General features: G+C 67.1%; 19 protein-coding genes and 1 pseudogene. 9 read left to right on the top strand and 11 right to left on the bottom strand.

Features of this window, described 5'->3' with window-relative positions:
* Positions 1-6: 6 nt before the first annotated feature.
* The 8 genes from DAT35_RS01815 to DAT35_RS01780 form a co-directional block, all read right to left on the bottom strand.
* The gene (locus DAT35_RS01815; protein WP_108065124.1) at positions 7-1125 is read right to left on the bottom strand and encodes an outer membrane beta-barrel domain-containing protein; all 1119 of its coding nucleotides are present in this window, start codon (positions 1123-1125) and stop codon (positions 7-9) included.
* A 16-nt stretch (positions 1126-1141) separates the two neighbouring features.
* Positions 1142-1957, bottom strand: coding sequence for an outer membrane beta-barrel domain-containing protein (locus DAT35_RS01810; protein ID WP_108065123.1), 816 nt, complete (start codon positions 1955-1957; stop codon positions 1142-1144).
* A gap of 272 nt (positions 1958-2229) precedes the next feature.
* Positions 2230-2904: a 50S ribosomal protein L3 gene (gene rplC / locus DAT35_RS01805; protein ID WP_108065122.1), complete on the bottom strand. Its 675-nt coding sequence runs from the start codon at positions 2902-2904 to the stop codon at positions 2230-2232.
* A gap of 142 nt (positions 2905-3046) precedes the next feature.
* The gene (locus tag DAT35_RS01800) at positions 3047-3820 is read right to left on the bottom strand and encodes a hypothetical protein (RefSeq protein ID WP_108065121.1); all 774 of its coding nucleotides are present in this window, start codon (positions 3818-3820) and stop codon (positions 3047-3049) included.
* A gap of 32 nt (positions 3821-3852) precedes the next feature.
* On the bottom strand, positions 3853-4254 hold the full coding sequence (locus DAT35_RS01795; RefSeq protein WP_233261251.1) for a hypothetical protein: 402 nt from the start codon (positions 4252-4254) through the stop codon (positions 3853-3855).
* A 136-nt stretch (positions 4255-4390) separates the two neighbouring features.
* A complete protein-coding gene (locus tag DAT35_RS01790) occupies positions 4391-5473 on the bottom strand; it encodes a HupE/UreJ family protein (protein ID WP_108065119.1) in 1083 nt (360 codons plus the stop codon).
* Between the two features lie 35 nt (positions 5474-5508).
* Positions 5509-6072, bottom strand: a complete 564-nt coding sequence (locus DAT35_RS01785) for a hypothetical protein (protein WP_108065118.1) — start codon at positions 6070-6072, stop codon at positions 5509-5511.
* On the bottom strand, positions 6069-6224 hold the full coding sequence (locus DAT35_RS01780; protein ID WP_108065117.1) for a lmo0937 family membrane protein: 156 nt from the start codon (positions 6222-6224) through the stop codon (positions 6069-6071). Before DAT35_RS01780 ends, DAT35_RS01785 begins: the two co-directional genes overlap by 4 nt.
* A 263-nt stretch (positions 6225-6487) precedes the next feature.
* Between DAT35_RS01780 and DAT35_RS01775 the strand changes: the two genes are divergently transcribed.
* The 5 genes and pseudogenes from DAT35_RS01775 to DAT35_RS01755 form a co-directional block, all read left to right on the top strand.
* Positions 6488-7201, top strand: a complete 714-nt coding sequence (locus tag DAT35_RS01775) for a lytic transglycosylase domain-containing protein (RefSeq protein WP_108065116.1) — start codon at positions 6488-6490, stop codon at positions 7199-7201.
* Between the two features lie 203 nt (positions 7202-7404).
* Positions 7405-7728, top strand: a complete 324-nt coding sequence (locus DAT35_RS01770; protein WP_108065115.1) for an STAS domain-containing protein — start codon at positions 7405-7407, stop codon at positions 7726-7728.
* Between the two features lie 152 nt (positions 7729-7880).
* Entirely contained in the window at positions 7881-10205 is a 2325-nt protein-coding gene (locus DAT35_RS01765; protein WP_158501506.1) for a PAS domain S-box protein, read from the top strand.
* A gap of 199 nt (positions 10206-10404) precedes the next feature.
* Complete coding sequence (locus DAT35_RS01760; protein ID WP_108065113.1) at positions 10405-12624, top strand: right-handed parallel beta-helix repeat-containing protein; 2220 nt, start codon at positions 10405-10407, stop codon at positions 12622-12624.
* 46 nt (positions 12625-12670) lie between these two features.
* Positions 12671-12775, top strand: a pseudogene (locus DAT35_RS01755) (FAD-dependent monooxygenase); the annotation flags it as partial.
* On the opposite strand, the gene DAT35_RS59765 reads toward DAT35_RS01755, so the two are convergent.
* From DAT35_RS59765 to DAT35_RS62050, 3 genes are read right to left on the bottom strand one after another with little or no spacing between them, the layout of a single operon-like run.
* The gene (locus DAT35_RS59765) at positions 12776-13303 is read right to left on the bottom strand and encodes a hypothetical protein (protein ID WP_199242809.1); all 528 of its coding nucleotides are present in this window, start codon (positions 13301-13303) and stop codon (positions 12776-12778) included.
* A 45-nt stretch (positions 13304-13348) separates the two neighbouring features.
* Positions 13349-13801 carry a SitI3 family protein gene (locus tag DAT35_RS01750; RefSeq protein WP_108065112.1) on the bottom strand — a complete coding sequence of 151 codons (453 nt, stop codon included), beginning with the start codon at positions 13799-13801 and terminating at the stop codon, positions 13349-13351.
* Positions 13802-13859: 58 nt separating this feature from the next.
* Positions 13860-15263 carry a hypothetical protein gene (locus tag DAT35_RS62050; protein ID WP_108065111.1) on the bottom strand — a complete coding sequence of 468 codons (1404 nt, stop codon included), beginning with the start codon at positions 15261-15263 and terminating at the stop codon, positions 13860-13862.
* 376 nt (positions 15264-15639) lie between these two features.
* Between DAT35_RS62050 and DAT35_RS01740 the strand changes: the two genes are divergently transcribed.
* From DAT35_RS01740 to DAT35_RS01725, 4 genes are all read left to right on the top strand, one after another.
* Positions 15640-16620 (top strand): MoxR family ATPase, encoded by a 981-nt coding sequence (locus DAT35_RS01740; RefSeq protein WP_108065110.1) that lies wholly within the window; start codon positions 15640-15642, stop codon positions 16618-16620.
* A complete protein-coding gene (locus DAT35_RS01735) occupies positions 16617-17579 on the top strand; it encodes a DUF58 domain-containing protein (RefSeq protein ID WP_108065109.1) in 963 nt (320 codons plus the stop codon). Before DAT35_RS01740 ends, DAT35_RS01735 begins: the two co-directional genes overlap by 4 nt.
* Positions 17576-19600: a DUF3488 and transglutaminase-like domain-containing protein gene (locus tag DAT35_RS01730; protein ID WP_199242770.1), complete on the top strand. Its 2025-nt coding sequence runs from the start codon at positions 17576-17578 to the stop codon at positions 19598-19600. The genes DAT35_RS01735 and DAT35_RS01730 overlap by 4 nt, the downstream gene beginning before the upstream one ends.
* Positions 19601-20022: 422 nt before the next feature.
* Positions 20023-20913 carry an RNA polymerase factor sigma-32 gene (locus DAT35_RS01725; RefSeq protein ID WP_108065107.1) on the top strand — a complete coding sequence of 297 codons (891 nt, stop codon included), beginning with the start codon at positions 20023-20025 and terminating at the stop codon, positions 20911-20913.
* The last annotated feature ends 178 nt before the right edge of the window (positions 20914-21091 follow it).

Raw genomic sequence — 21091 nt, 5'->3', positions numbered from 1 at the left:
CGGGCCTCAGAAGAGGAAGGAGAAGCCGGCGTAGAAGCCGAGGTTGTTGAGCACGTCCGAGGAGGGATTGCCGACCAGGTCCTTCCCCAGGACGATGTCCTCGCGGTAGTTCTTGCGCGTCTTCGGGTCCACCCCGTCGAACTTCTGGTACTTGCAGCTCCCGCTCAGCCCCAGTTCCGAGAAGGCCTGGCCGCTTCCCCGGGCATCCTCCAGCTTCTGGAAGTCCTGGAGGCTGCACCCGTCCACGCGATCCACACGGGCGGTGTAGACCTGATCGCGCACCTCCAGGCGCAGCGCCATGGAGTCGCCGAACTGCACGCGGAAGCCGCCGCCCACCGAGCCGAGGAACTTCGTCCCCGTGTCGCCAAAGCGCGCCGGGACGATGAAGGTCTCACCATCCACCTGGTTGGAGACCTTGGGCCGGACGAGCACGCGCGTGGAGCCGATGCCCGCGCCACCGCTGAGCACCAGGCTGAACTGCAAGAGGTGGTCGTCGTTGAAGGCGAACTTGCCGTAGAACGGCGTCACCTCCACGCCCGCCTGCGCGCCCCACACCAGCAGCAGCGCCGAGGCCGCCTGGGCCTGCTCGCGTACCTTGTCGATGAGCTCCAGGTTGAAGAGGCTCTCGTTCGAGTACCAGTTGTACTGGGTAGAGAGCTGCAGGGCGAAGTTCTCCTGCAGGTGGTACGTGTAGTGGAACGCGGTGCCGAAGTGCTCGGTGAACCGGCCGTTCACCTGCGCCACCGCCGGGTAGAGCGTGAACTCGTGCCGGCCCTCGTCCGCGAAGCGCTTCTTCTGCACCACGTGGACGGCCACGTTCGGGTTGTGCAGCGGCGCCCCATTCACCAGGCGCTGCTCGTCCGGATCGGCCACCGGCTGGAGCTCCGCCGGCACGGACGAGGCCAACGGCACGTCCGGCGGCCGCTCCGGCGTCTCGGTCCCCACGGACGAGGGGGGCTTGATGAGATCCGGGCCGTTGGGCTCGGCCTTGTCCTGCCGGGGCTCCGGCTTCACGGGAATGGGCGCCGTCTCCGAGGGCACGGGCTTCTTGGACTCGGGCGCCTGGGCCAGGGCCGTTGGAGCGGCCGCGGCCAGGAGGAACGCGAAGAGCGAGGTCGGTCGCATGGAAGGGACGTCAGCCTCAGAAGAGGAAGGAGTAGCCGAGGTCGAACTGCACCAGGTGCGTCAGGCCGGGGTTGCGCGCGGGCTCACCACTCTCCCGCCCCGCCTCCCAGTCCTCGCGCGCCACGTTCACGCGGTACTGGTCCGCGAAGACCCAGTCGCGCAGCTCGAAGCGGACGGCGTGCCCGCTCGACAGGAAGAAGCGGAAGCCCACCGCTCCCGACGCCACCGGCGCCACGCGCGACTCGGTGCGCCAGTAGGACTCGGTGGCGGTGGCGCTGTTGTTCGGATCCGTCCGGTTGTCGCAGATGCCCAGATCCCGATTCACCACCTGCGCGCACTGGATGACGGACTGGCGCCGCAGCGAGGCCAGCCCGCCGCCCGCCCAGAGGTACGCCTGGAAGTGCGCCGTCTGATCCGCCAGCAGCGACAGCTTCCCGTAGATGGGCGCCCAGCGGGCTCCCACCACGCCGTGCGCCCCCATCTCCCACAGGTCCTCGAGCTCGTCCGTGATCTTCTTGTCCTCACGGGTGAGGAAGCTCTCGGAGATGGAGCGCGCCAGGCCCGTGTGGCGGCTGAGCGCGTAGCCGGCGCGGGCCTCCACGCCGAACGTGTTGAAGAGGTTGTAGGCGACGCCGACATTCAGGTTGTAGTGCGCGGTGAGGTACTCGCGCGCCGGTAGACCCACCGTGACGGACGCCTCCAGATGCCCCTCGGGAGAGAACAACCGGTGGCGCACGGCGGCCGGATCCAGCACCTGCTCCTGCGCCGAGGCGGACAGCGCCGTCAGCAGCAGGGCCAGCGAAACGAAACGGAAAGGGTTGCGTGCAGTCATGGCCGTGTGGCGCAACCATGTGGGCACGCGATCTCCCGGGAGCAAGGGACCAGGCTTCACCCCGGGTGAGCTTTCGCATGCACACAACACTCCAGCGCCCGCTGGCCAACGTTCCGGCCCCCGCATGTGGCCAGAAACACGAACGCCCCGCCCGGTGGGTGACCGGAGCGGGGCGTCGAGAGAAACCCTGTGGCGGTGCCTGGAGGCTCGGTAGGACGATGAACCCGGCCCTCCCCCTGCCGAGGGAGGGAGCACACACAGGGCCTACGGCTTTACTTGGCGCGAGCGGCCTTGTGCTTCTCGCGCAGGGCCACCTTGATGCTCGGGCGGACGACGACGATGCCGTCGTTGTGGCCGGGGACGGCGCCCTTGATGAGCAGCAGGCCCTTCTCCACGTCCACGTCCACCACGGTCAGGTTCTGGGTGGTGACCTGATCCACGCCGTAGTGACCGGGCAGCTTCTTGTTGGGGTACACACGACCGGGCGTCTTACGCTGACCGATGGCGCCCGGGTGACGGCGGTACTCGTGCGTACCACGCGTCTTCGTCTGCGAGCCCTTGAAGCTCCAGCGCTTCATGACGCCCTGGAAGCCGCGGCCCTTGGTGATGCCGGTGACGTCCACGAGCTGGCCCTTGGTGAACAGATCCGCCTTCACGGCGTCGCCCACGTTGTAGCCCGCGGCGTCCTCCGCGCTCACCCGGAACTCCTTCAGGTGACGGCGCAGCGGCGCGTTGTTCTTCTTGAAGAAGCCCAGATCCGCCTTCGTCAGGCGCTTCTCGCGGATCTCCCCGAAGCCCAGCGTCACCGCCGAGTACTGATCCTTCTCCGGAGTCCGCTTGCCCACGACCTGGCAGGTGTTGACGTCGACCACCGTCACCGGAACGAGGTTGCCCTCGTCGTTGAACACCTGGGTCATTCCAATCTTCTTGCCAATGAGACCCTTCACGTCGTCCTCACAGCTCGTGCGATTTGCACGAAAACATCAATGATTTCAGCAGGTTGCGTCCGACTTCAGTCCCCGGACGCCAGGAAGCGGCGCAATGTAGCAGCTTGCCCCCCACCGTCAAGCACGGAGGGCGGGCGCGACTTCACTGGGCGCGATCCAGTCGCGGATAGAACGGGGCGAGCTGCGCGTCCTGGATGCGCTGCGCGTACACGTCCTCGCCGAGCAGGAACAGCGCCTGATCCAGATAATCCTCCGCGGCCTGGACCTCGGTCTCCTTCTCGGCGATCGCCCGGTCGATCTCCGCCATCGCCTGGTCGAGCGTCTCCTTGCGGGCGGTCATCTGGTCCTCCAGGTCGAGCATGCGCTTGTGCGCCAGGATGCCGGCGGCGCCGGGCTGACCGGGCTTGGGGGTGAGGGCCTGCTCGACCTGATGCTCCAGATCCTCCACCTCGCGCACCAGGCGCATGGATTGGATGCGGTTCTTCTTCAGGTTGTCGCGCGAGACGGCCAGCTTGGACTCATCCTGGGTGGTGAGCTCCAGGTCGGCGTGCTTCTTCTCCAGCTTCGTGAGCGCATCTTGGGAGTAGCGCAGGTCCGCACGGCGGCCGGAAAGCGTCTTGCGGAGGACCTTTGTCTGCCCCTCCACGGCATCCACCGCCTTCTTCCACTTCTTGACGACCTCGTACTGGACCGCCCGGTCGGCCTCGTACTGGGCAAGGTAGTCCTGCCAGGCCGAGTCCTCCTCGTTCATCTGCTGCTCGAGCGCGGCCAGTTCGTCCTGGCGGGCCACCAGGGCCGACTCCGCACGGTAGACGCGGTCCATGGTCCGCGGGCAGTTGGGCTTGCCCGCCAGGCGATCCCTCGCGAGATCGCCGAGTTGGAAGATCAAATCGTTGTAACTCTCCGCCTTGGCCATGCCCCCGTTTTACGCCCAAGGCGAGCGGGCTGTCAGCTATCCGCCGGAGCGGCAGCGGCCGAAGAGGCATTGGCCTCGGCGGCGGCCTGTGCGGCGCCCTCGGCCAGGGCGAAGAGCTCCCGGGAGCGATCCTGCTCCTCGGTGCGGTTGAGCTCGCAGACCCAGGCGCTGGACAGGTCCGCGTGCTGGCGGGCCAGCTCGGCGGTGGACTCGTACCGGGTCGCCGAGGCGCGGGCGAAGGCCCCCTCCCGGCGCAGCTCCAGCACGGTGTCGTCGTCCAGGGAGATCTCCTCGGGGGGTACGGGCAACGGCCCGCGCCCCAGCGCCGCCAGGCGGGCCAACAGCCTGGAGGCATGAGCCCTACAGAAAGCGGCGAGCACCATCAGCCGCGCCCGCCCGCGGCTATCGCCCAGCCGCTCGGCGAGCATGGTCATGCGCCTCGCCGAAACAACCTCGGATTCCCACGCCGCGGCCAGCGCCGCAGCCAAGCGGGTATGCCTTGCGCCCATCGGCCCTCCCCAGGTCCTGCCCCCTATCCCGGCTCGAACCTAGGGATGGACCCGCCAGGATTCAACCGAGGGGCCCGAGCGCACGTTCCATCAGCCAATACGCTCCGGCCGAGAGGATGAGGAGCGACAGACCGCGCAGTGTCCGCTGGTGCACCAGGGGCCGGCGCTGCACCAGCCGGACGAGGGGCCACAGCACGGCGACGACGGCCGCCTGCCCCAGCTCCACGCCCAGGTTGAAGCCGAACAGGCCCGTCACCACCGAGTCGCCCAGGCCATAGCCCCGCAGGACGCTGGCGAAGCCGAAGCCGTGCACCAGCCCGAAGAGGAAGGTGAGCACGGCCCGGTGGCGGTGCTCGCGCCAGAGCAGGTTCTCCAGCGCCACCCAGATGATGGACGCGGCGATGGCCATCTCCACCCAGCGTGCGCGCGCATCGTCCAGGAGGATGAAGCCCAGCGCGGTGGCCCCCAGGGTGAGGGAGTGGGCCAGGGTGAAGGACGTCACCAGCAGCAGCACCCGCCGCCAGCTCCCTCCCACCAGCAGCAGGGCCAGCAGGAAGGCCAGGTGATCAATCCCCCCGAAGATGTGGGTGAGCCCCAGGCCAATCCACTCGAGCAGCCCCGACACGGCCTGCCGCTCCGGCTGTCCCGGTTCGGACACCACGAGTGTGGGCTGGGAGGCATCCGCGAAGCGCTGACCCTGCTCGCCCTGCACGTAGCTGCCGAGCACCACCCGGTAGTTGGACGGCAGCAGGGACAGCAGGGAGAAGCGCTGGCGGAGCTCCCCGGGCGCGCAGGTGAAGGTGGCGCCGAGCTCCACGTAGGACTCGCGCGCGCGGGCGGTGGTCCCGGTGCGGGCACAGGGCTGGCCTCCGGCGCTCAGGGGGATGGCGTCCCAGATGCCCACCGCCAGCGCCTGCGTGCGCGCGTCCAGGTCCGCCTGGGTGAGCACGCCGTCCCCATCCGCGTCCGAGGGGATGAGGCGGGCGAGCGTGTCCGCCGTGAGGGTGATGCGCTCGTGCACCTCCGGCCCGCCCGCCTGGGGGCGCCAAAGCTGCGCATAGAGGATGTCCGCGTCATGTGCCCCCGCGCTCCCCGCCACCAGCAGCAGGGTCAGGCACGCGCCCCATCGGATGAGCCGCCACATGGGCCTGGAGACTGCCCCCGGCCGCCCGCTTCCGTCTACTCCTCGATGAATTGCAGGTGGATCTGCTGCCGGCCACTCAGGCCCCCGTGCCGGGAGCCGCAGCGCGGGCAGAAGAGCGGCCCATCCCAGTCCCAGAGCGCCTTCACCTCCTCGCCGCAGCACACCAGGGGGATGACCCGCAGGTCATCCGTGTCCTGGGGCATGGGCCCGGGCAGCGCCTCCGGCTCCACGCTGACGAAGGTGGGCCGGGGGTTGAGGGACAGGGTGCGCGACACGTAGGCCAGCTGCTCGTAGCGCACGTGGTTGGCCCACGCCCGCGCCAGCGCCTCCACGTGGGCCTGCTGCGCGGGGGTGAGCCACTCGTCCCCCGGCGCCCGGTATCCACAGTAGAGGCACCACCAGTCCGGCACCTCGTCGAAGCTCTCGTGCGCGTTCTCGAAGGGGAAGAGCGAGGCCAGGCGCCGCTGGAGGATGCTCGCGTCGTGGCGGCAGGGGCGCGTCTTGAAGTCCCGCCGGCACTGCGGACACTCGCGCCGCACGAAGCCACTCGCGTCCTGCGGCAGCTCCAGGGCGATGATCGCCGGGGCGGAGCGGCTCATGCGAGTGCTCCTCGGCCACGGCGCGCCAGCGCCAGGATGAGCGTCACCATGGCGAAGAGCAACAACAGGTGGACCCACCGTCCCTCGGTCGAGCCGCTGATCAACCCGAGCACCCACAGCACGAACAGGATCGCACTCATCGTCCAGTACACGCCGCCCACTCCTCTCCCCTGGTCCTGGGGACCCGGCGCAAAGCTGGGTCGCCCGGCTGCTCACGGCAACCCCTCCTTTCGACAGTCCCACCGTGGGCACAACCGTTCCCAGTCCGGACTTTTTTTCCGGTGTGCCAAGTCCCACTTCGCCCGGCTTCTTCGTGATTCCAGGAGGTTGCCCGGATGGCACGGTGACTGCTTTGGGCGGGCGGCATCGGCCACACGGACGCACGGCTGACTCAGCGCGCGTGGGGAGGGTGTGAATGAGAGGGTGGGCGGTGGCGATGGTGATGGCGGGGGTGGTGGCGGGGACGACGGCGTCTGCCTTCCAACCCTATTTCCCAGGGCAGAACAGTCCGGAGGTGGCGGAGCTGCGAGCGAAGCTGGCCGAGCAGGAGGCCAACCTGGCGCAGCTCGAGGAGGAGGAGGCGCTCTACGCGGAGGCGGAGGTGTTGGGGGTGGCGGCGGCGGTGCAGGCCTCGCAGCTGCCGGAGCGCCAGCAGCGGCGGCTGGCCCTGGCCATCGTCCGCGAGGCCCGGCGCAACGGGGTGGATCCCATGCTGGTGGTGGCGGTCATCCGCTGCGAGAGCTCCTTCAACAACTACGCGGTGTCCAACGTCGGGGCCATGGGGTTGATGCAGGTGATGCCGGACACCGGCAGCTATCTGGCGGACAGGGCGGGCTTCAAGCTGCAGCGCCACACCAACCTGTTCGATTCCGAGCTGAACGTGGAGCTGGGGACGGCTTACCTGGCGGACCTCATCGAGCGCTTCGGCACTCCGGAGCGGGCGCTGGTGGCCTACAACGCGGGCCCGGGACTGGCGAAGAAGATCCTCGCCCGGCGTGACGTGCGCGAGCGCTTCATGCAGGGCTACCCCGCCAAGGTGATGCGCGAGTTCCGCCGCTTGAAGGCCCAGCAGGCCCGCGAACTGTCCCGGCTGGAAGAACAAAAGAAGACCGCGGGCGGCCCGGGATGATGAGTGGCGAACAGATTGCCCGCTCGCTGCCAGACAGTGACACGGATTTTTCAGGGGTGTGACTGCCTTTCGACGGCAAACGGACGCACTGTTCGTCGCCGACTCTTGTGCGCCGGGGTGGGTGGTTCCTCCCCGGGCCGGGCCTACCCGACACACCCCGGTTCCGAGTGGACGCATACGGCTTCGATGGAGAGAGACGAACCATGGCGGGGCTGGAGATTCAACGGGAAGAACTCGCGGGGCAGTTGACCCTGCGTCTCATGGGCACGCTGGATGGTCGTACCGCGATGCTGCTGCGCAGCTCGCTGGAGGAACTGGGTTCGAGGGAAGTGGTGGTGGACTTCACGCACCTGCGCGAGTTCCGGGACTCCGCGGTGGCGGTGCTCACCCACGGGCTGGAGGATCGCAAGGTCCAGTTCCGGGGACTGGCTGGCCACCACGAGCGGATGTTCCGCTACTTCGGGCTGAGCACGGGCAGCGTCACGCCGCCGCGCGCGTACTACACGCCGGAAGAAGTGCTGGCCTGAGCGCGAGGGTGGGCGGGAGGATCGCCCGATCCTCCCATACCCCTCCGCTCATCCGGCGGGATGCCTCATCGGGACACAGGCTTCCTACTAGAGGGGGGAGCGCCAGGAGACGCGCCGAGGCCAACACTCAGGGGTGATTCGAGGAGATGTCCTTGAGCCCCTCGTGGCCTCCAGATGCTCCCCATCCGCCTCCAGGATCCCCCGCTCCGGAGGCGGAAGGCCCGTCGCTTTCCGGGTTGGATACCCGTTTCTACGATCAGCTCCCGGAAGCCATCTGCATCTGCACACGGGATGGGCGGCTCCTGTACCTCAATCCCGCCGCCGTTCAGCTGCTTGGCCAACCTCTCGGCGAGCTCCTCGGCCGCATCTTCTGGGAACAGCTCCCGGCCATGGTGGACACGCCCCTCCAACACGCCTTCCAGCGGGCGGCGTTGACCGGAGAGCCCGCTCAGTTCGACACCTACTACGCCAACTCGGATCGCTGGTTCTCCCATCGCATCTACGCGAGCGGCGACCTCATCTACGCCTTCGCGGTCGACATCACCGACCAGAAGAGGGCCGACGAGACGCTCCGGCTCAACAGCCGCATCCTCGAGAGCATGTCCGAGGGGGTTTGCCTCGTCGATGACCAGGGAACCCTCCTCTATACCAACCCGGCGTGGGACCAGATGTTCGGGTACGAGCGCGGCGAGCTGACCGGCACGCGCATGACCTTCCAGAACGCCTACCCGCCCCAAGAGCGCGTCCGGGTCGTCCAGGAGCTCCTGACGCACTTGAAGACCCAGGGGAAATGGGCGGGGGAGATCCTCTACCCCCGGAAGGATGGCACCCTCCTCAACCTCTACGTCCGGCTGACGGCCATGGAGCTCGGGGGACGGCAGCACTACATCTGCGTCCACGAGGACATCACCGACCGCAAGCGTGACGAGGTCCGGCGGCAGCAGCTCTCGAGGGAGGTGGAGAGCGCGAGGGCCGAGACGGAGGCCGAGCGCCGCCGCCTGCACCAGCTCTTCACCGAGGCTCCGGCCGGCATCGCCCTGCTCCAGGGCCCCCAACATGTCTACATCTTCTCCAATCCGCTCAACACCGAGCTGATCGGCACCAGGGAGGTGATGGGAAAGCCCGTCCGGGAAGCGCTCTCGAGGGCCGAGGAACAGGGCTTCATCTCCGTCCTGGATCAGGTCTACAGCACGGGCGAGACCTTTGTCGCCAAGGAGGGGCCCGCGCACTTCCGGCAGCCCGACGGCTCCATGCGACAGGAGTATCTCGACATCATCGTTCAACCGACGCGCGACGCCGCCGGGGAGATCGATGGCATCGCGGTGTTCATCTTCAAGGTGACGGAGAAGGTGCTGGCCCGCCAGAAGCTGGAGGTGCTGGCGGAAGAGCTGCGCCGCAGCGAGGAGCGGCTGCGCACCCTGGTGGAGGCCAGCTCCGTCATCCTCTGGTCCACCGATGCGAAGGGAGGGGTGGTGGAGGATTCCCCCTCGTGGCGGACGTACACGGGCCAGACGCTCGAGCGATGGCTCGCGCCCGAGGGCTGGCTGGAGGCCCTCCATCCCGAGGACCGGGGCAAGACGATCGAGGCCTGGAACCTCGCCATCACACACAGGCACAACTACGAGGTGGAGTTCCGGCTGCACCGCGCGGACGGCACCTACCGCTACGTCCAGTCGCGCGCCGTCCTGCTCCACCAACCCGATGGCAGCCCTCGGGAGTGGTTCGGCGCCATCACCGACATCCACCAGCGCAAGCAGGGCGAGCTCCAGCTCCAGCAGTCCATCCGGATGCGGGATGAGTTCCTCTCCGTGGCCAGCCATGAGCTGCGCACCCCCCTCACCCCGCTCAACCTCCTGCTCCACGGCCTCCAGCGGGCGGCGAGCGCTCAACCGGACACCCCCTTCACCCAGCTCGTCACCCGCAGCGCCGAGGCCGGGCGCCGGCAGATCCAACGGCTGGTGCAGCTGGTGGAAGACCTGCTCGACGTGTCCCGGATCGCCGAGGGCCGGCTCCAGCCGAGACTCGAGGAGATGGACCTGGCAGCGCTCGCCCAGGAAGTGGTGTCCCGGTTCGAGCTCCAGGCGGCGACGGCGGGCTGCCCGTTGGAGCTGCATGCCCCGCGGCCGGTGATGGGCCAATGGGACCGGCTGAGGTTGGAACAGGTGTTGGTGAACCTCGTGGACAACGCGCTCAAGTACAGCCCCGGCAGGCCCGTGAGCCTTCGCATCGAGACCCGGGGGGACAAGGCCGTGCTGCACGTGAGGGACGAGGGAATCGGCATTCCACACGAGCACCAGTCCCGCATCTTCGAGCGCTTCGAGCGAGCCGTCTCGGAGCGGCACTACGGAGGGCTGGGGCTGGGGCTCTTCATCACCCGGCAGATCATCCGGGCCCATGGAGGGGACATCCGGGTGGAGAGCACGCCCGGCGTCGAGACGACGTTCACGGTGGAGCTGCCGCTCGTGTCCTCCGCGTAGTGCCGGCCAGGGTGTGGTGAACTGCCGGCCATCACGACAGCGCGGTGACGTCCCCGCAACGGCCTCCGGTCCCATAAACCGGGGCCAGAACTTCTCACCCCGGCTGTAAATGCCTCCAGGCGGGGATCCTGATTTCACTTGCGTAAACCATATTTCCATGGAAATCATTTTATTCGATACTTCCAGGGAGATTTGGCGAATGAAAATCAAGGCATCCATGAAGGCATTGGCGCGGGTTCATTGCCTCCTGGTGATCGCAACCGCATTCCTGTGCATTGAGAACAGGGCGCATGCCGCTGGCGCGACCACGCCCTTTGTCAGCTATGAGGCCGAGACCGGAACGGTGGGGGGTGGTGCTGCCATCGTCTCCCTGACGTCTCCGCCAACGACGCAGTATTCGAGTCCGGAGTTGGAGGCATCGGGCCATGCCTATGTCCGGCTCACGGGAAACGGGCAATATGTCCAGTGGGTGAACAACACTGGCAAGAATATCACCGCGTTCAATGTGCGCGCATGCATTCCGGACGCGCCGAACGGCGGAGGAATCACCGCCACGCTGAATCTGTATGTCAATGGGGTGTTTCGCCAAACCCTCAATCTGAGCTCGAAGCAGACCTGGCTCTATGAGGGCAACAACAACTATCAAGGCAACAACCAGAACCCCGCGGACGGCTATCCACGCGTCTTCTTCGACGACATGCACACCTTCATCACGGGTGCGCCCGTTCCGCCGGGGGCGACGATCAGCCTTCAGAAAGACCCAGCGAACATCGCGTCGTTCTACTACATCGACGTCATTGATGTGGAAGATCCGCCTCCGCCCCTCACCCAGCCCGCCAATTCGCTCTCCATCACCAGTTACGGTGCCGTTGCCAACGACAGCAACGTCGACAATACCTTCGCCATCCAGAATTGCATCAACGCCGCCCAGTCTCAGGGGAAGAGTGTCTGGATTCCGCCGGGCACCTTCTATGTCAGGACAACGGGCGGGATCAACGCAACGGGAATCACCATCCAGGGCGCGGGCATGTGGTACAGCACGATCTATCGCAACATGCCGCTTCCCAATGCGAACCCCCTGGGTGCCATCTTCAATCTCACGTCCACCACCGTGAGAGACTTCGCCCTTGATGCGAATGCCCCCAGCAGGGCCGTCGTCGACGGCTGCGGCGGTGGCATGGATACAACGGGCACCAACTGGCTGGCGGACAGCATCTGGACCCAACATACGATGTCCGGGTTCTGGGCCTCGGGTACCGGCGGAACGGTGCAGAATTGCCGGCTCACGAGCATCTGGGCCGATGGGTTCAACCTCAACAATGTCAGCCTCAATGGGACCGTCGGCAACAACCTCACCGGCAGGAACAACTTCGTCCGCGGCACGGGTGACGACGCGATCGCCATCAACTCGGTCGACTACAACGGGAGTCAGCACTACACGCCGATGTCCAACGCCACCCTGATCAACAACACCTCGATCGCTCCGTGGGGAGGGAAAGGGATAGGGATCTACGGTGGCAGCGGCCACCTGGTGAAGGACAACTACATGAGTGATACGGCGAGGTACGTCGGCCTGGGCGTGATGAAATTCGGCGTGAACGGGTCGGATCTCCTCTCCGGAACAGTGACAGGGAACGTCGTCGTGCGCAGCGGCGGCAATGGCTTTGTCCAGCAGCAGCCGGCCCTGCACATTGGCAATGGGGGTGACGGCCAGAACGTGGGAACGGTCGCGAACGTCACCGTCAGTGGGAATACCGTGATCAACTCCCTGTACAACGCAGTCGGCTTCTCGACGAGCTCCAATATCCTCTTCGAGAACAATACGATCACTTCTCCGGGGCTGGATGGAGTTGTCATTTCACCGCCTTTCTACCCAGCCCCCACCGGGTCCGCGACGATCCGTGGCAATACCGTGAGCGGCCTCAAATCTGGAAGGTACCCGTTCCTCAACTTTTCAAACGGCTTCACGGCCAGTGTCACCGGGAACAGTTGGCCGGACAGCGCCCCCCGCAAGCTGATCCCTGGCATGAATGTGTCCCTCCAGGCCGTGGGCAATGGGATGTACGTCTGCGCCGAGAACGCTGGGAGCAACCCGCTGATCGCCAACCGCCCCGCGGCCGGCGGGTGGGAGACCTTCACGGTGGTGGATGCGGGCAACGGGAACATCTCCCTCGTCGCCCAGGTCAACGGGCTGTATGTCTGCGCCGAGAATGGAGGGAGCAGCTCGCTGATCGCCAACCGCACCGCGGTCGGTCCGTGGGAGACCTTCACCGAGGTCGACGCGGGCAACGGGAACATCGCCCTTCGCGCCCAGGTCAACGGGCTGTACGTCTCCGCCAGTAATTCTGGGAACGGTCCCCTGATCGCCAACCAAACCTCGGTGGGGCAGTGGGAGACCTTCACCGTCCAGGTTCGCTGAGCATTGGAGGGAAAGGACACCTCGCCTGGAGATGCCCTGGCGACACCGAATATCCGCGTCGATGCGCGTGGGCCGGAGCTTCCTGGCGGGCGACTCCGCCCACGTCCACTCTCCGGCCGGCGGCCAGGGCCTCTCCCTCGGCATGCAGGACCTATCGATAGAGCGCCCCATTGCCTGGCGTCATATCAATTGCCTTCCTGAGATGCGCGAGCGCGGGCAGTTGGCTCTCTGTATACCCAGCTGTATCGAGGGCCTTCTCCACGACCACGAGGAGGCTTTTCCACTCCGATACGAATGCTTGTTTCTCAATCGAAATACTGGACCCCAGCAGTGGGCGCACTCCACCCAAAACACAATTCCACTGAGCATCCACCTTGACGACTTCTTCATCCCAAGATGTATGCCAAATGGCCGAGAAGGTGTTTGACGACCAGTGGATCGTACGAGTGCCTTGTTTGCTGAGAGCCATCTCTTCGAGAAGCCAAATGACATCGTCAGTCAACAGACTGATATCGTATTTATAGCCAAGTGGTATGTACACCCCGTCCCACACCATGAACGCCCACTCCGTGTTCATGGGGAATACCGTCTGGATCGCATCAGACAAGCTCTCGTCACTGGGGTCGTGAATGCGGAGGGAGCGAGGGCTGCTTGATTGAATCAAGAAAATGATGGTCACCGTTTCACTCCGCTGGGTAGCCGTGGATCGTTCCAGTTTGGAGAGCTACAGCAGCGGTGACGGCAGGGACCGCTTCTCATGGGGAAGTTGGATCTCATTCTCCAACCGGAAGCCATCCGTCCAGCACCCCTCGTCCTCGTTCAGTACCAGTTGCCCTCCGAGTCTCTGCAAGATGATGCGCTCTCCGTTGCACAGCAGGACACCATCTCGACTGCGATCCAACAGGAGCATCGTCGCACGTAGCATGAACCGAGTACCTTCCTCGTGATTACCGAGGTTCGAGATCCGGAACCCCACCGACAGTTCGGGGCTGAAATGGAATCCTTCCTCCATGATCTCACGCCAGCTCCCGGTCATCTCGATGGCACTGATCGACACAGAGGGGCCGCTCAGGTGATTGTCGTCACTCCATTTGAAGCCAAAGTGCTCCGCTATGAGACGTAAAGCCTGGGCGGATGTCATGTCTGTTGCCAGTTCGAGACTGTAGGTGATGGCCATGTAGCTCCTCATCAGGTCATTTGGCAGGATTGCCCAACACGTTTGGCCTGGATTCTTCTCATGGAAGGAGAGAAACGACATTTTCCCCCTTGATACCAAGGACTTCTTCCAAACCAGGGATCGGCCAACTCGTAAGCTGATTCTTCATCGCATCGAGCGTGACGCTGGTGTCATCGAGATTCAGGACGATTCTACTCGTCTGTCCACTCAGCACCTTCTGACGATGTATGTTAGAGGCAATGTTGCGCGGGCTTGGGCTGGTGGGCGCGTAGCAATCGAAGTATTTCCCGTTGATCTTATAATCGGGTTCCTTTCCATTTGGCTTGGGCGGAGGGTTCTGCTCCACATGGTAGCCGTTGTCCGCAAGTCTTCTGGCGGACTCATTCTCCCGTTGAATGGCCTTGATGTTTTCCGGACTCTCTCCGGGATTGATGGGGGTAGGGCGCCCTGTGAGACTGCCCTTGGCGCTAGAGCCCCCACTGCTGCCCTGGGCCGCCATGGCGACCGCGCCCGGAGCCAGGGCGATCGTGAAGGCGCCTTCCGCGGATACGGCCACCGACCGCACCTCGCCCACCGCCGCCAACCGGAAGCCGCCCTGCGTCTCCGCCAGCGCCGCCGCCCGCGCGTAGCCGGGCAGTCCCGGCCCCTTCGGTCCGAGCCCGGTCGTGCTGCCGATGGCCGCTGTCGCCAGCAGCACGAAGGCCCGCGCCGCGTGCCTCCCCATCACCTTGCTGTACCGCTCTCCCGCCTCCCGCACCTGCTCGAAGGTCGTGGCCCGGTTCACCTCTCCCACCAGCTGTATCCAGCCGCCGATCAGGCCCCACACCGTATCGACCCCCAGGTAGGCGATGAGATAGGCCGTCAACGATGCAGCCAGGCCCTTGCTCACTGGCTCGGGCAGCAGCCAGAGCATCATGTACATGGCCATCGACGAGACGATTGTCGCCCGCACCTCCTCCGGGTCCGCCATCTCCGCGAACGCATCCTTCGTCTCGTTCCATACCGCGTCCGTGGCAATGGCCATCGCCAGCGTGTATCGGCCATCCGCATCGAGCGTCGGAGTGCCCTTCAGCAGTGAAAGGCAGTCCCTGAAACGCCCCTTGCGCTCGCACCAGCGCTCGTAGCAGTGCGTGAACTCGTCCCGCTCCGGGAGCAGCCGCAGGGCTTCCGGGGAGGAGGGCATCAGGCTCCGGCCCGTCCACTCCAGATACACCTCCTCCTGCCAGGACTCGAACATCAGCGACCGGGCGAAGCGCTGGGGCTGCGAGCTGGGCCTCACATCCCGGGCCACCTCCGCCAGCGAATGCTTGAACTCCTCCTCTCGTAGCTTCACCGGCTCCTGGTCGCCGCGTGGCGTATGGACCCGAGGCTTGCCCTGCCCCGTGTCCAGTCGCACCATTCGCGCGGTGGTGCCACAGCCGGCGAGCAGCACCGCCAGCACTGCCATCCATCCCAGCCTCATGAGGATTCCTCCGGGTCCTGGCACCCTGATGGGTTGCCATCCCCGTGGGGTACCCTACGGGTCTGACCGGCTCCGGCGCGGTAGGGCTCACGGAATGATGATGGTGGCTGACCTGACACTCACTCGTAGCTGTCTACAAGTGCGTCTCCACACGCAACCGCAGACTCACTGACGCCCAATCCTACAAAAACCCACACCGCACGGAGACGTCTCCAAGCAAGCCGACCTGTGAAGTGGATGACGCTCGCATCGACGTGCACGTGCCTGCTGCTCCGCGTCGACACGGAAGTCCCCCGCCTCCCTGCCTGCTTCCGTGAGCAATCTCCAACCCAAGGGGTTCTGGGGCGGCACGGCTGCGAGTAGAGTGCCGGCCCAGATGAACGCCCCTGCCAGAGCTGTCAGTCCCCTTCCCTCTCCCACCGGCGCTCGGGCCACGCTGGAGCGCGTGGCCGCGAACCTCTCCCTCGCGGTGCAGGGCAAGGACAAGGAGGTCCGCCTCGCCGTCACCTGTGTGGTTGCCGGCGGGCACCTGTTGCTGGAAGACGTCCCCGGGGTGGGAAAGACCACGCTGGTCGAAGCACTCGCCCGCTCCTTCGCCCTCTCCTCCTCCCGCATCCAGTTCACCGCGGACCTGATGCCGGCCGACATCCTCGGCGCCCAGGTATTCCACGCCCAGACGGCCACCTTCACCTTCCGGCCCGGCCCGCTCTTCCGCCAGCTCGTGCTGGCCGACGAGCTCAACCGCGCCCCGCCTCGCACCCAGTCCGCGCTGCTCGAGGCCATGGCCCAGGGCCAGGTGTCCCTCGACGGCGCTACCCACGTCCTGCCCCGTCCCTTCACCGTGGTGGCCACGCAGAACCCGGTGGACTTCTCTGGCACCTATCCCCTGCCGGACTCGCAGTTGGACCGTTTCCTCATGCGCCTGTCGCTGGGCCACCCCTCGCCCGAGGTGGAAGCCCGTCTGCTCACCACGCGAGACGCCTCCTCTCCCGTGGACGCGCTGGCGGCGGCGAGCTCGCCCGAGGAGCTGAGCGAGCTGCGCGCGCAGGTGGCCGCGCAGCGCCTGGACGACACCGTGGCCGACTACGTGGTGCGGCTGGCCCAGGCCACGCGCGCCCACGGCGACATCGAGCGCGGCGCCTCCACCCGTGCGGTGCTCGCGCTGGGCATGGCCGCCCGCGCCCACGCCCTCTGGGAGGCGCGCGACTTCGTGACGCCCGGCGACGTGCGCGCGGTGCTCGGGCCGTGCCTGGCCCACCGGCTCCTGCTGCGCAGCGCCACCCAGGGTGCCTACACCCGTGACGAGGCGGCCCACCTCCTCGAGGAGGTCGCCCGGAAGGTCCCGGCGCCCCGGTGAAAGCACCCCCTCCCTCGCCGTGGCGGCGCCTGCTCGCCGCCCTCCGTCCACCGCGCACCCTCAAGGTGACGCGCATGGGACGCACCTACCTCGTGGTGACGTTCGGCGTGGGCCTGGGCGCGCTCAACACCGGCAACAACCTCCTCTACCTGGTGCTCGGACTGCTCCTGAGCGTCATCGTCCTCTCCGGTGTGCTGTCCGAGCGCTGTCTGCGCGACTTGTCCGTGCGGCGCGTTGGCGCGGACGGCGCGTTCGCGGGAGAGCCCTTCGCCTTCCGCTGGAGCCTCACGCGCCGCAAGGGCCACGCCTTCGCCCTCACCCTGTCCGAGGTGGACTCGCCCCTCACCGGCGAGGGCGGCGTGGGCTACCTGCCGGCCGGAGTGGAGCACGTGGTGCGGGCCGATCTCACGGCGCCCCGGCGTGGTCCGGTGAAGCTCTCGGGCGTGCGCGTCACCACCACCTGGCCGCTGGGCCTCTTCGCCAAGACGCGCGTCTTCCGGCTCGAGGGCACCCTGCTCGTCTACCCGCGGCGAGGCTTCGCGTGCGCGGAGCCCGGCAACGCGGCCGTGGGGCACGTGGGCGAGGCCAACAACCCCCACCGGCAGGACGGTACCGGAGACGTGGCGGGCCTGCGCGAGCTCGGCGAGCACGAGGACGCCCGGCGTGTGCACTGGTTGAAGAGCGCCTCGGTGGGCAAGCTCCTCAAGGTGGAGCGCGAGCGCGAGGAGCGCCGCACGTACATCCTCGATGTGCAGTCCTCCCTCTCGGGTGACGCGCTGGAGCGGCGCTGCGAGGAGGTGGCGGAGCAGGCCCACCGGTTGCTCGAGGCCGGCCACGAGGTGGGGCTGGAGCTGCCCGGCCAGCGGCTGCGTCCGGGCGCGGGCAACGGACAGGAGCGCACCATCCTCCGGGCACTGGCGTGGCTGGGCTTCGAGGAGTCGCGCGAGGAGGCGGCATGAACCGGCCCCTCCGGCTGCGGCTCATGCTGAGGGATCTGGGCACGGGGGCGGCCTTCGCCTCCATGGCGGTGTCCGGCCAGGTGCCCGTCTGGGCGCTCGGGCTCGTCGGACTGGCGCTGATCCTGGCGCTGATGGACCGGCGCCCCTTCGCCCGCGCGCCCCGGCTGACGGCGGTCCTGCTGCTGCCCCTGGCGGGCGCGCTCTACCTGGCGGTGGCCGCGGGGCAGATGGATCTGGTGGTGGCCGCGTGCTCCTTCGCGGGCCTCGTCGCCTCGCAGCGGCTGCTGTCGGAGACCAGCCCCGCCACGGACGGGCAGGTGTTGCTGGCCGGCCTGTTGATGATCGCCGGTGGCGCGGCGCTCTCCGGTGAGCTGCTCTTCGCGGTGTGCCTGCTGGCCTTCGCGGTGATGGCGAGCCTCTCGCTGGGACTGGCGGTGGTGGAGGCGGCGGTGCCCCTCGGCGAGCCGGTGCCCGTACGCCAGGTGATGCGCCCGCTGGCGATGGGCACCCTCATCGCGATGATCGGCGCGGTGGCCTTCTTCATCCTCTTCCCGCGCCTCAACTGGAACCTGGGCGTACGCCGCGCCTCACCGGGGCTCGGCACGGCCACCAGCGGCTTCTCCGACACCGTGCGCCTGGGCGGCTCGGGCACCCTCAAGAGCAACCCCCGCGTGGTGCTGAGGGCGAAGCTGACGCCCGACCCGGGCATCGAGCAGCTCGGCTCCTACTGGCTGGGCCGCACCTACGACACCTTCGACGGCATGGAGTGGTCGACGATCGGCGCGCCCAGCAAGCGCAGCCGCACGCGCGTGACGCTGCGCCCGGGCGCGGAGAAGCAGGTGTACCAGCGCATTGATCTGCTGCCCGCCTACGGCAGCCGGACGCTGATCGCCCTGGAGACGCCCGCGAAGCTGGGCAACGCGCTGGCGCACACGCCCACGGGCGACAAGCGCACCCAGTTGAAGGAGCTGGGCGGCGACGAGCTGCGCTTCGTGGAGGAGGGGCTCGGCTATTCCTACGAGGTGTACAGCGTGCCGCCGGGCACGGACACCGATCCGGGCAAGATGGATCAGCGGGAGGCCGATCAGCTCCTGGCGCTGCCGGACAACCTGGATCCGCGCGTGGAGGAGCTGGCCCACCAGGTGGTCGGCGACGAGAAGGATCCCCTGACCGCGGCCAACAAGCTCGCGAGCTGGCTGCAGCGCGAATACCAGTACACGCTCGAGCTGAGCGGAGACGTGGCGGATCCCCTGGGGGATTTCCTCTTCGATCGCAAGGCGGGCCACTGCGAGCACTTCGCCACGGCGCTCACGCTGATGCTGCGCACCCAGGGCTTCGAGTCCCGGCTGGCCACGGGCTTCTTCGGCGGCGAGCGGGTGGGAGACGAGTACATCGTCCGGGCCGGAGACGCCCACGCCTGGACGCACGTGCTGGTGCCCGGACGCGGCTTCGTCACGGTGGACGCCACGCCCCCGGCGTTCCGCGCCAACCAGTCGATGCAACTGCTGGAGTCGCTCGTCTCCATCTACGAGGCCATCGAGTCGGCCTGGCGCGCGTCCGTGGTCGACTACTCGTTCCGCGACCAGATGGACTTCATGCGCGAGCTGTCACGGCCGCCGAGCACTCCGGACAAGGAGCGCCGCCAGCTGCCCCCGCTGCGTGCCTGGCTGACGGCGGCGCTGGTGGGAGCGGCCGTGTACTGGACGTGGAAGTACCTCTCGAGGCGCAAGCCCCGGACTCGAGCCCAGGAGGCCACGCGCTTCGTGGACGCGGTGGAGCGCCAGCTCGCGGTGGTAGGCCTGCGCCCGCGGGACGGCGAGACGCTCGAGGACGTGTCCGCACGGCTCACCCGGGAGGCGCATCCGCTGGCGCCCACGGTGTCACCGCTCACGCGCCGCTACCTCGAGGCCCGCTTCGGCCAGCGCCCGCTGGAACCCGGCGAGGCCGCCCGGATGTTGAAGGACCTGAAGCAGGCCGTGGACGCCCAGAAGCAGCGGGCCCCCAGCGCTCGCGCCTCCTGAATCACCCACGCCGCCCCTCGAGCCCTTGCCCTCCCGCCTGCCGTGCGGCGGGGCGGATGCGCACGTCGCGCTGAGGATGCGCAGCCTTCTTATTACCGGTTGGGACGAAGGGAGGAATCCACCCCCCTCCCCACCCAGCCCCGGCCGGTCATCCCACGACAATCGGGGCCCCAGGAGGCCATTTGAGGATAGAGGCGCACTTTCTACACCCTCACTCGCCCGGCGGAACGGCTCCAGGCCTGTAACGCTTACGGGCTTCCGTCCACCGTCATGCGCTCGCATCGCCCAAGTATGCGTTGCGACTGGCGAATTCCCGCGTGGAGGCGTGGCACACACGTTGCTGTAGGCACCCTCCATCCAGTTGTCACGCGGACCCAAACCTCTTCTCACCGGCCTCGACGCGAGGCCACTCGGGAGAACCCATGCAGCTCTCTACTGAGCAGTCGTCCAACTCGGGCTCGCTGGCGATGTACCTCTCGGAGATCAACCAGTACGCCCTGCTCTCAGTGGAAGAGGAGCAGGCCCTGGCCCGCCGCTATATCAAGGGCGACCTGGCCGCGGGTCACCGGTTGGTGACGAGCAACCTGCGCTTCGTGGTGAAGGTCGCCTACGAGTACCGCTCTTACGGCATCAAGATGTCCGACCTCATCCAGGAGGGGAACATCGGCCTGATGAAGGCGGTGCAGAAGTTCGATCCGGACAAGGGCATCCGTCTCATCTCCTACGCGGTGTGGTGGATCCGCGCCTACATCCAGAACTACATCCTCAAGAGCTGGTCATTGGTGAAGCTCGGCACCACGCAGGCGCAGCGCAAGCTGTTCTTCAGTCTGGCGCGCACGCGGCGCGAGCTGGAGAAGTTCGGCGGCGCGGACGGCTCGGTGGTGAACGTGGATGAGATCGCCAAGCGGCTGCACGTGAAGCCCGGCGAGGTGCGCGAGATGGAGCAGCGCATGGGCGGGCGGGACTTGTCGCTGGACGCGCCCATGGGCGAGGACGGGGGCAACAGCCACGTGGACTTCGTGGTGAGCGCGAGCGCGCCGCAGGACGACGAGTTCGCGGACAAGGAGGAGGCGGGCCTCATCAACGCCCGGGTGCGCACGGCCCTGATGCGGTTGGATCCGCGCGAGCGCTTCATCATCGAGCAGCGCGTGATGAACGAGCGGCCGATGACGCTCAAGGAGTTGGGCGAGCACTTCGGCTTCTCGCGTGAGCGCGCCCGCCAGTTGGAGATCCGCGCCAAGGACAAGCTCAAGGCCGAGCTGGCCGCGCTGATGGCCGAGGTGGATCCAGAAACCACCGCGGCCGTGCAGTAGGCCCCGCGGGTGACATGGGTTGCGTCCGGGGGGACGCTTTCCGAGGCGCTTCCGCTCCGATGAGGGGTGGAGGCGCCTCGGTCTTTTCAGGGCCCACTTTTCAGGCCCCCACAATGGGCGGAGAGCGCGGATCCCCGGGCCCACCGCGTCTGATACAAGGGCCGGGTTCCCGCAGTGA

The sequence above is a fragment of the Vitiosangium sp. GDMCC 1.1324 genome (genome assembly GCF_003044305.1).
Taxonomy (GTDB): Bacteria; Myxococcota; Myxococcia; order Myxococcales; family Myxococcaceae; genus Archangium.
The sequence above is the reverse complement of the archived record's forward strand: the minus strand, read 5'-3'. Positions and strand labels throughout refer to the sequence as shown.

Bases quoted from the DNA above. Each gene is read 5' to 3' on its own strand.
- DAT35_RS01795 (WP_233261251.1), bottom strand. From the start codon at position 4,254: ATGACCATGCTCGCCGAGCGGCTGGGCGATAGCCGCGGGCGGGCGCGG.
- DAT35_RS01775 (WP_108065116.1), top strand. From the start codon at position 6,488: ATGAGAGGGTGGGCGGTGGCGATGGTGATGGCGGGGGTGGTGGCGGGG.
- DAT35_RS62050 (WP_108065111.1), bottom strand. From the start codon at position 15,263: ATGAGGCTGGGATGGATGGCAGTGCTGGCGGTGCTGCTCGCCGGCTGT.
- DAT35_RS01785 (WP_108065118.1), bottom strand. From the start codon at position 6,072: ATGAGCCGCTCCGCCCCGGCGATCATCGCCCTGGAGCTGCCGCAGGAC.
- DAT35_RS01730 (WP_199242770.1), top strand. From the start codon at position 17,576: ATGAACCGGCCCCTCCGGCTGCGGCTCATGCTGAGGGATCTGGGCACG.
- DAT35_RS01770 (WP_108065115.1), top strand. From the start codon at position 7,405: ATGGCGGGGCTGGAGATTCAACGGGAAGAACTCGCGGGGCAGTTGACC.
- DAT35_RS01800 (WP_108065121.1), bottom strand. From the start codon at position 3,820: ATGGCCAAGGCGGAGAGTTACAACGATTTGATCTTCCAACTCGGCGAT.
- DAT35_RS01810 (WP_108065123.1), bottom strand. From the start codon at position 1,957: ATGACTGCACGCAACCCTTTCCGTTTCGTTTCGCTGGCCCTGCTGCTG.
- DAT35_RS01750 (WP_108065112.1), bottom strand. From the start codon at position 13,801: ATGGCCATCACCTACAGTCTCGAACTGGCAACAGACATGACATCCGCC.
- DAT35_RS01740 (WP_108065110.1), top strand. From the start codon at position 15,640: ATGAACGCCCCTGCCAGAGCTGTCAGTCCCCTTCCCTCTCCCACCGGC.
- DAT35_RS01815 (WP_108065124.1), bottom strand. From the start codon at position 1,125: ATGCGACCGACCTCGCTCTTCGCGTTCCTCCTGGCCGCGGCCGCTCCA.
- DAT35_RS01760 (WP_108065113.1), top strand. From the start codon at position 10,405: ATGAAAATCAAGGCATCCATGAAGGCATTGGCGCGGGTTCATTGCCTC.
- DAT35_RS01790 (WP_108065119.1), bottom strand. From the start codon at position 5,473: ATGTGGCGGCTCATCCGATGGGGCGCGTGCCTGACCCTGCTGCTGGTG.
- DAT35_RS01725 (WP_108065107.1), top strand. From the start codon at position 20,023: ATGCAGCTCTCTACTGAGCAGTCGTCCAACTCGGGCTCGCTGGCGATG.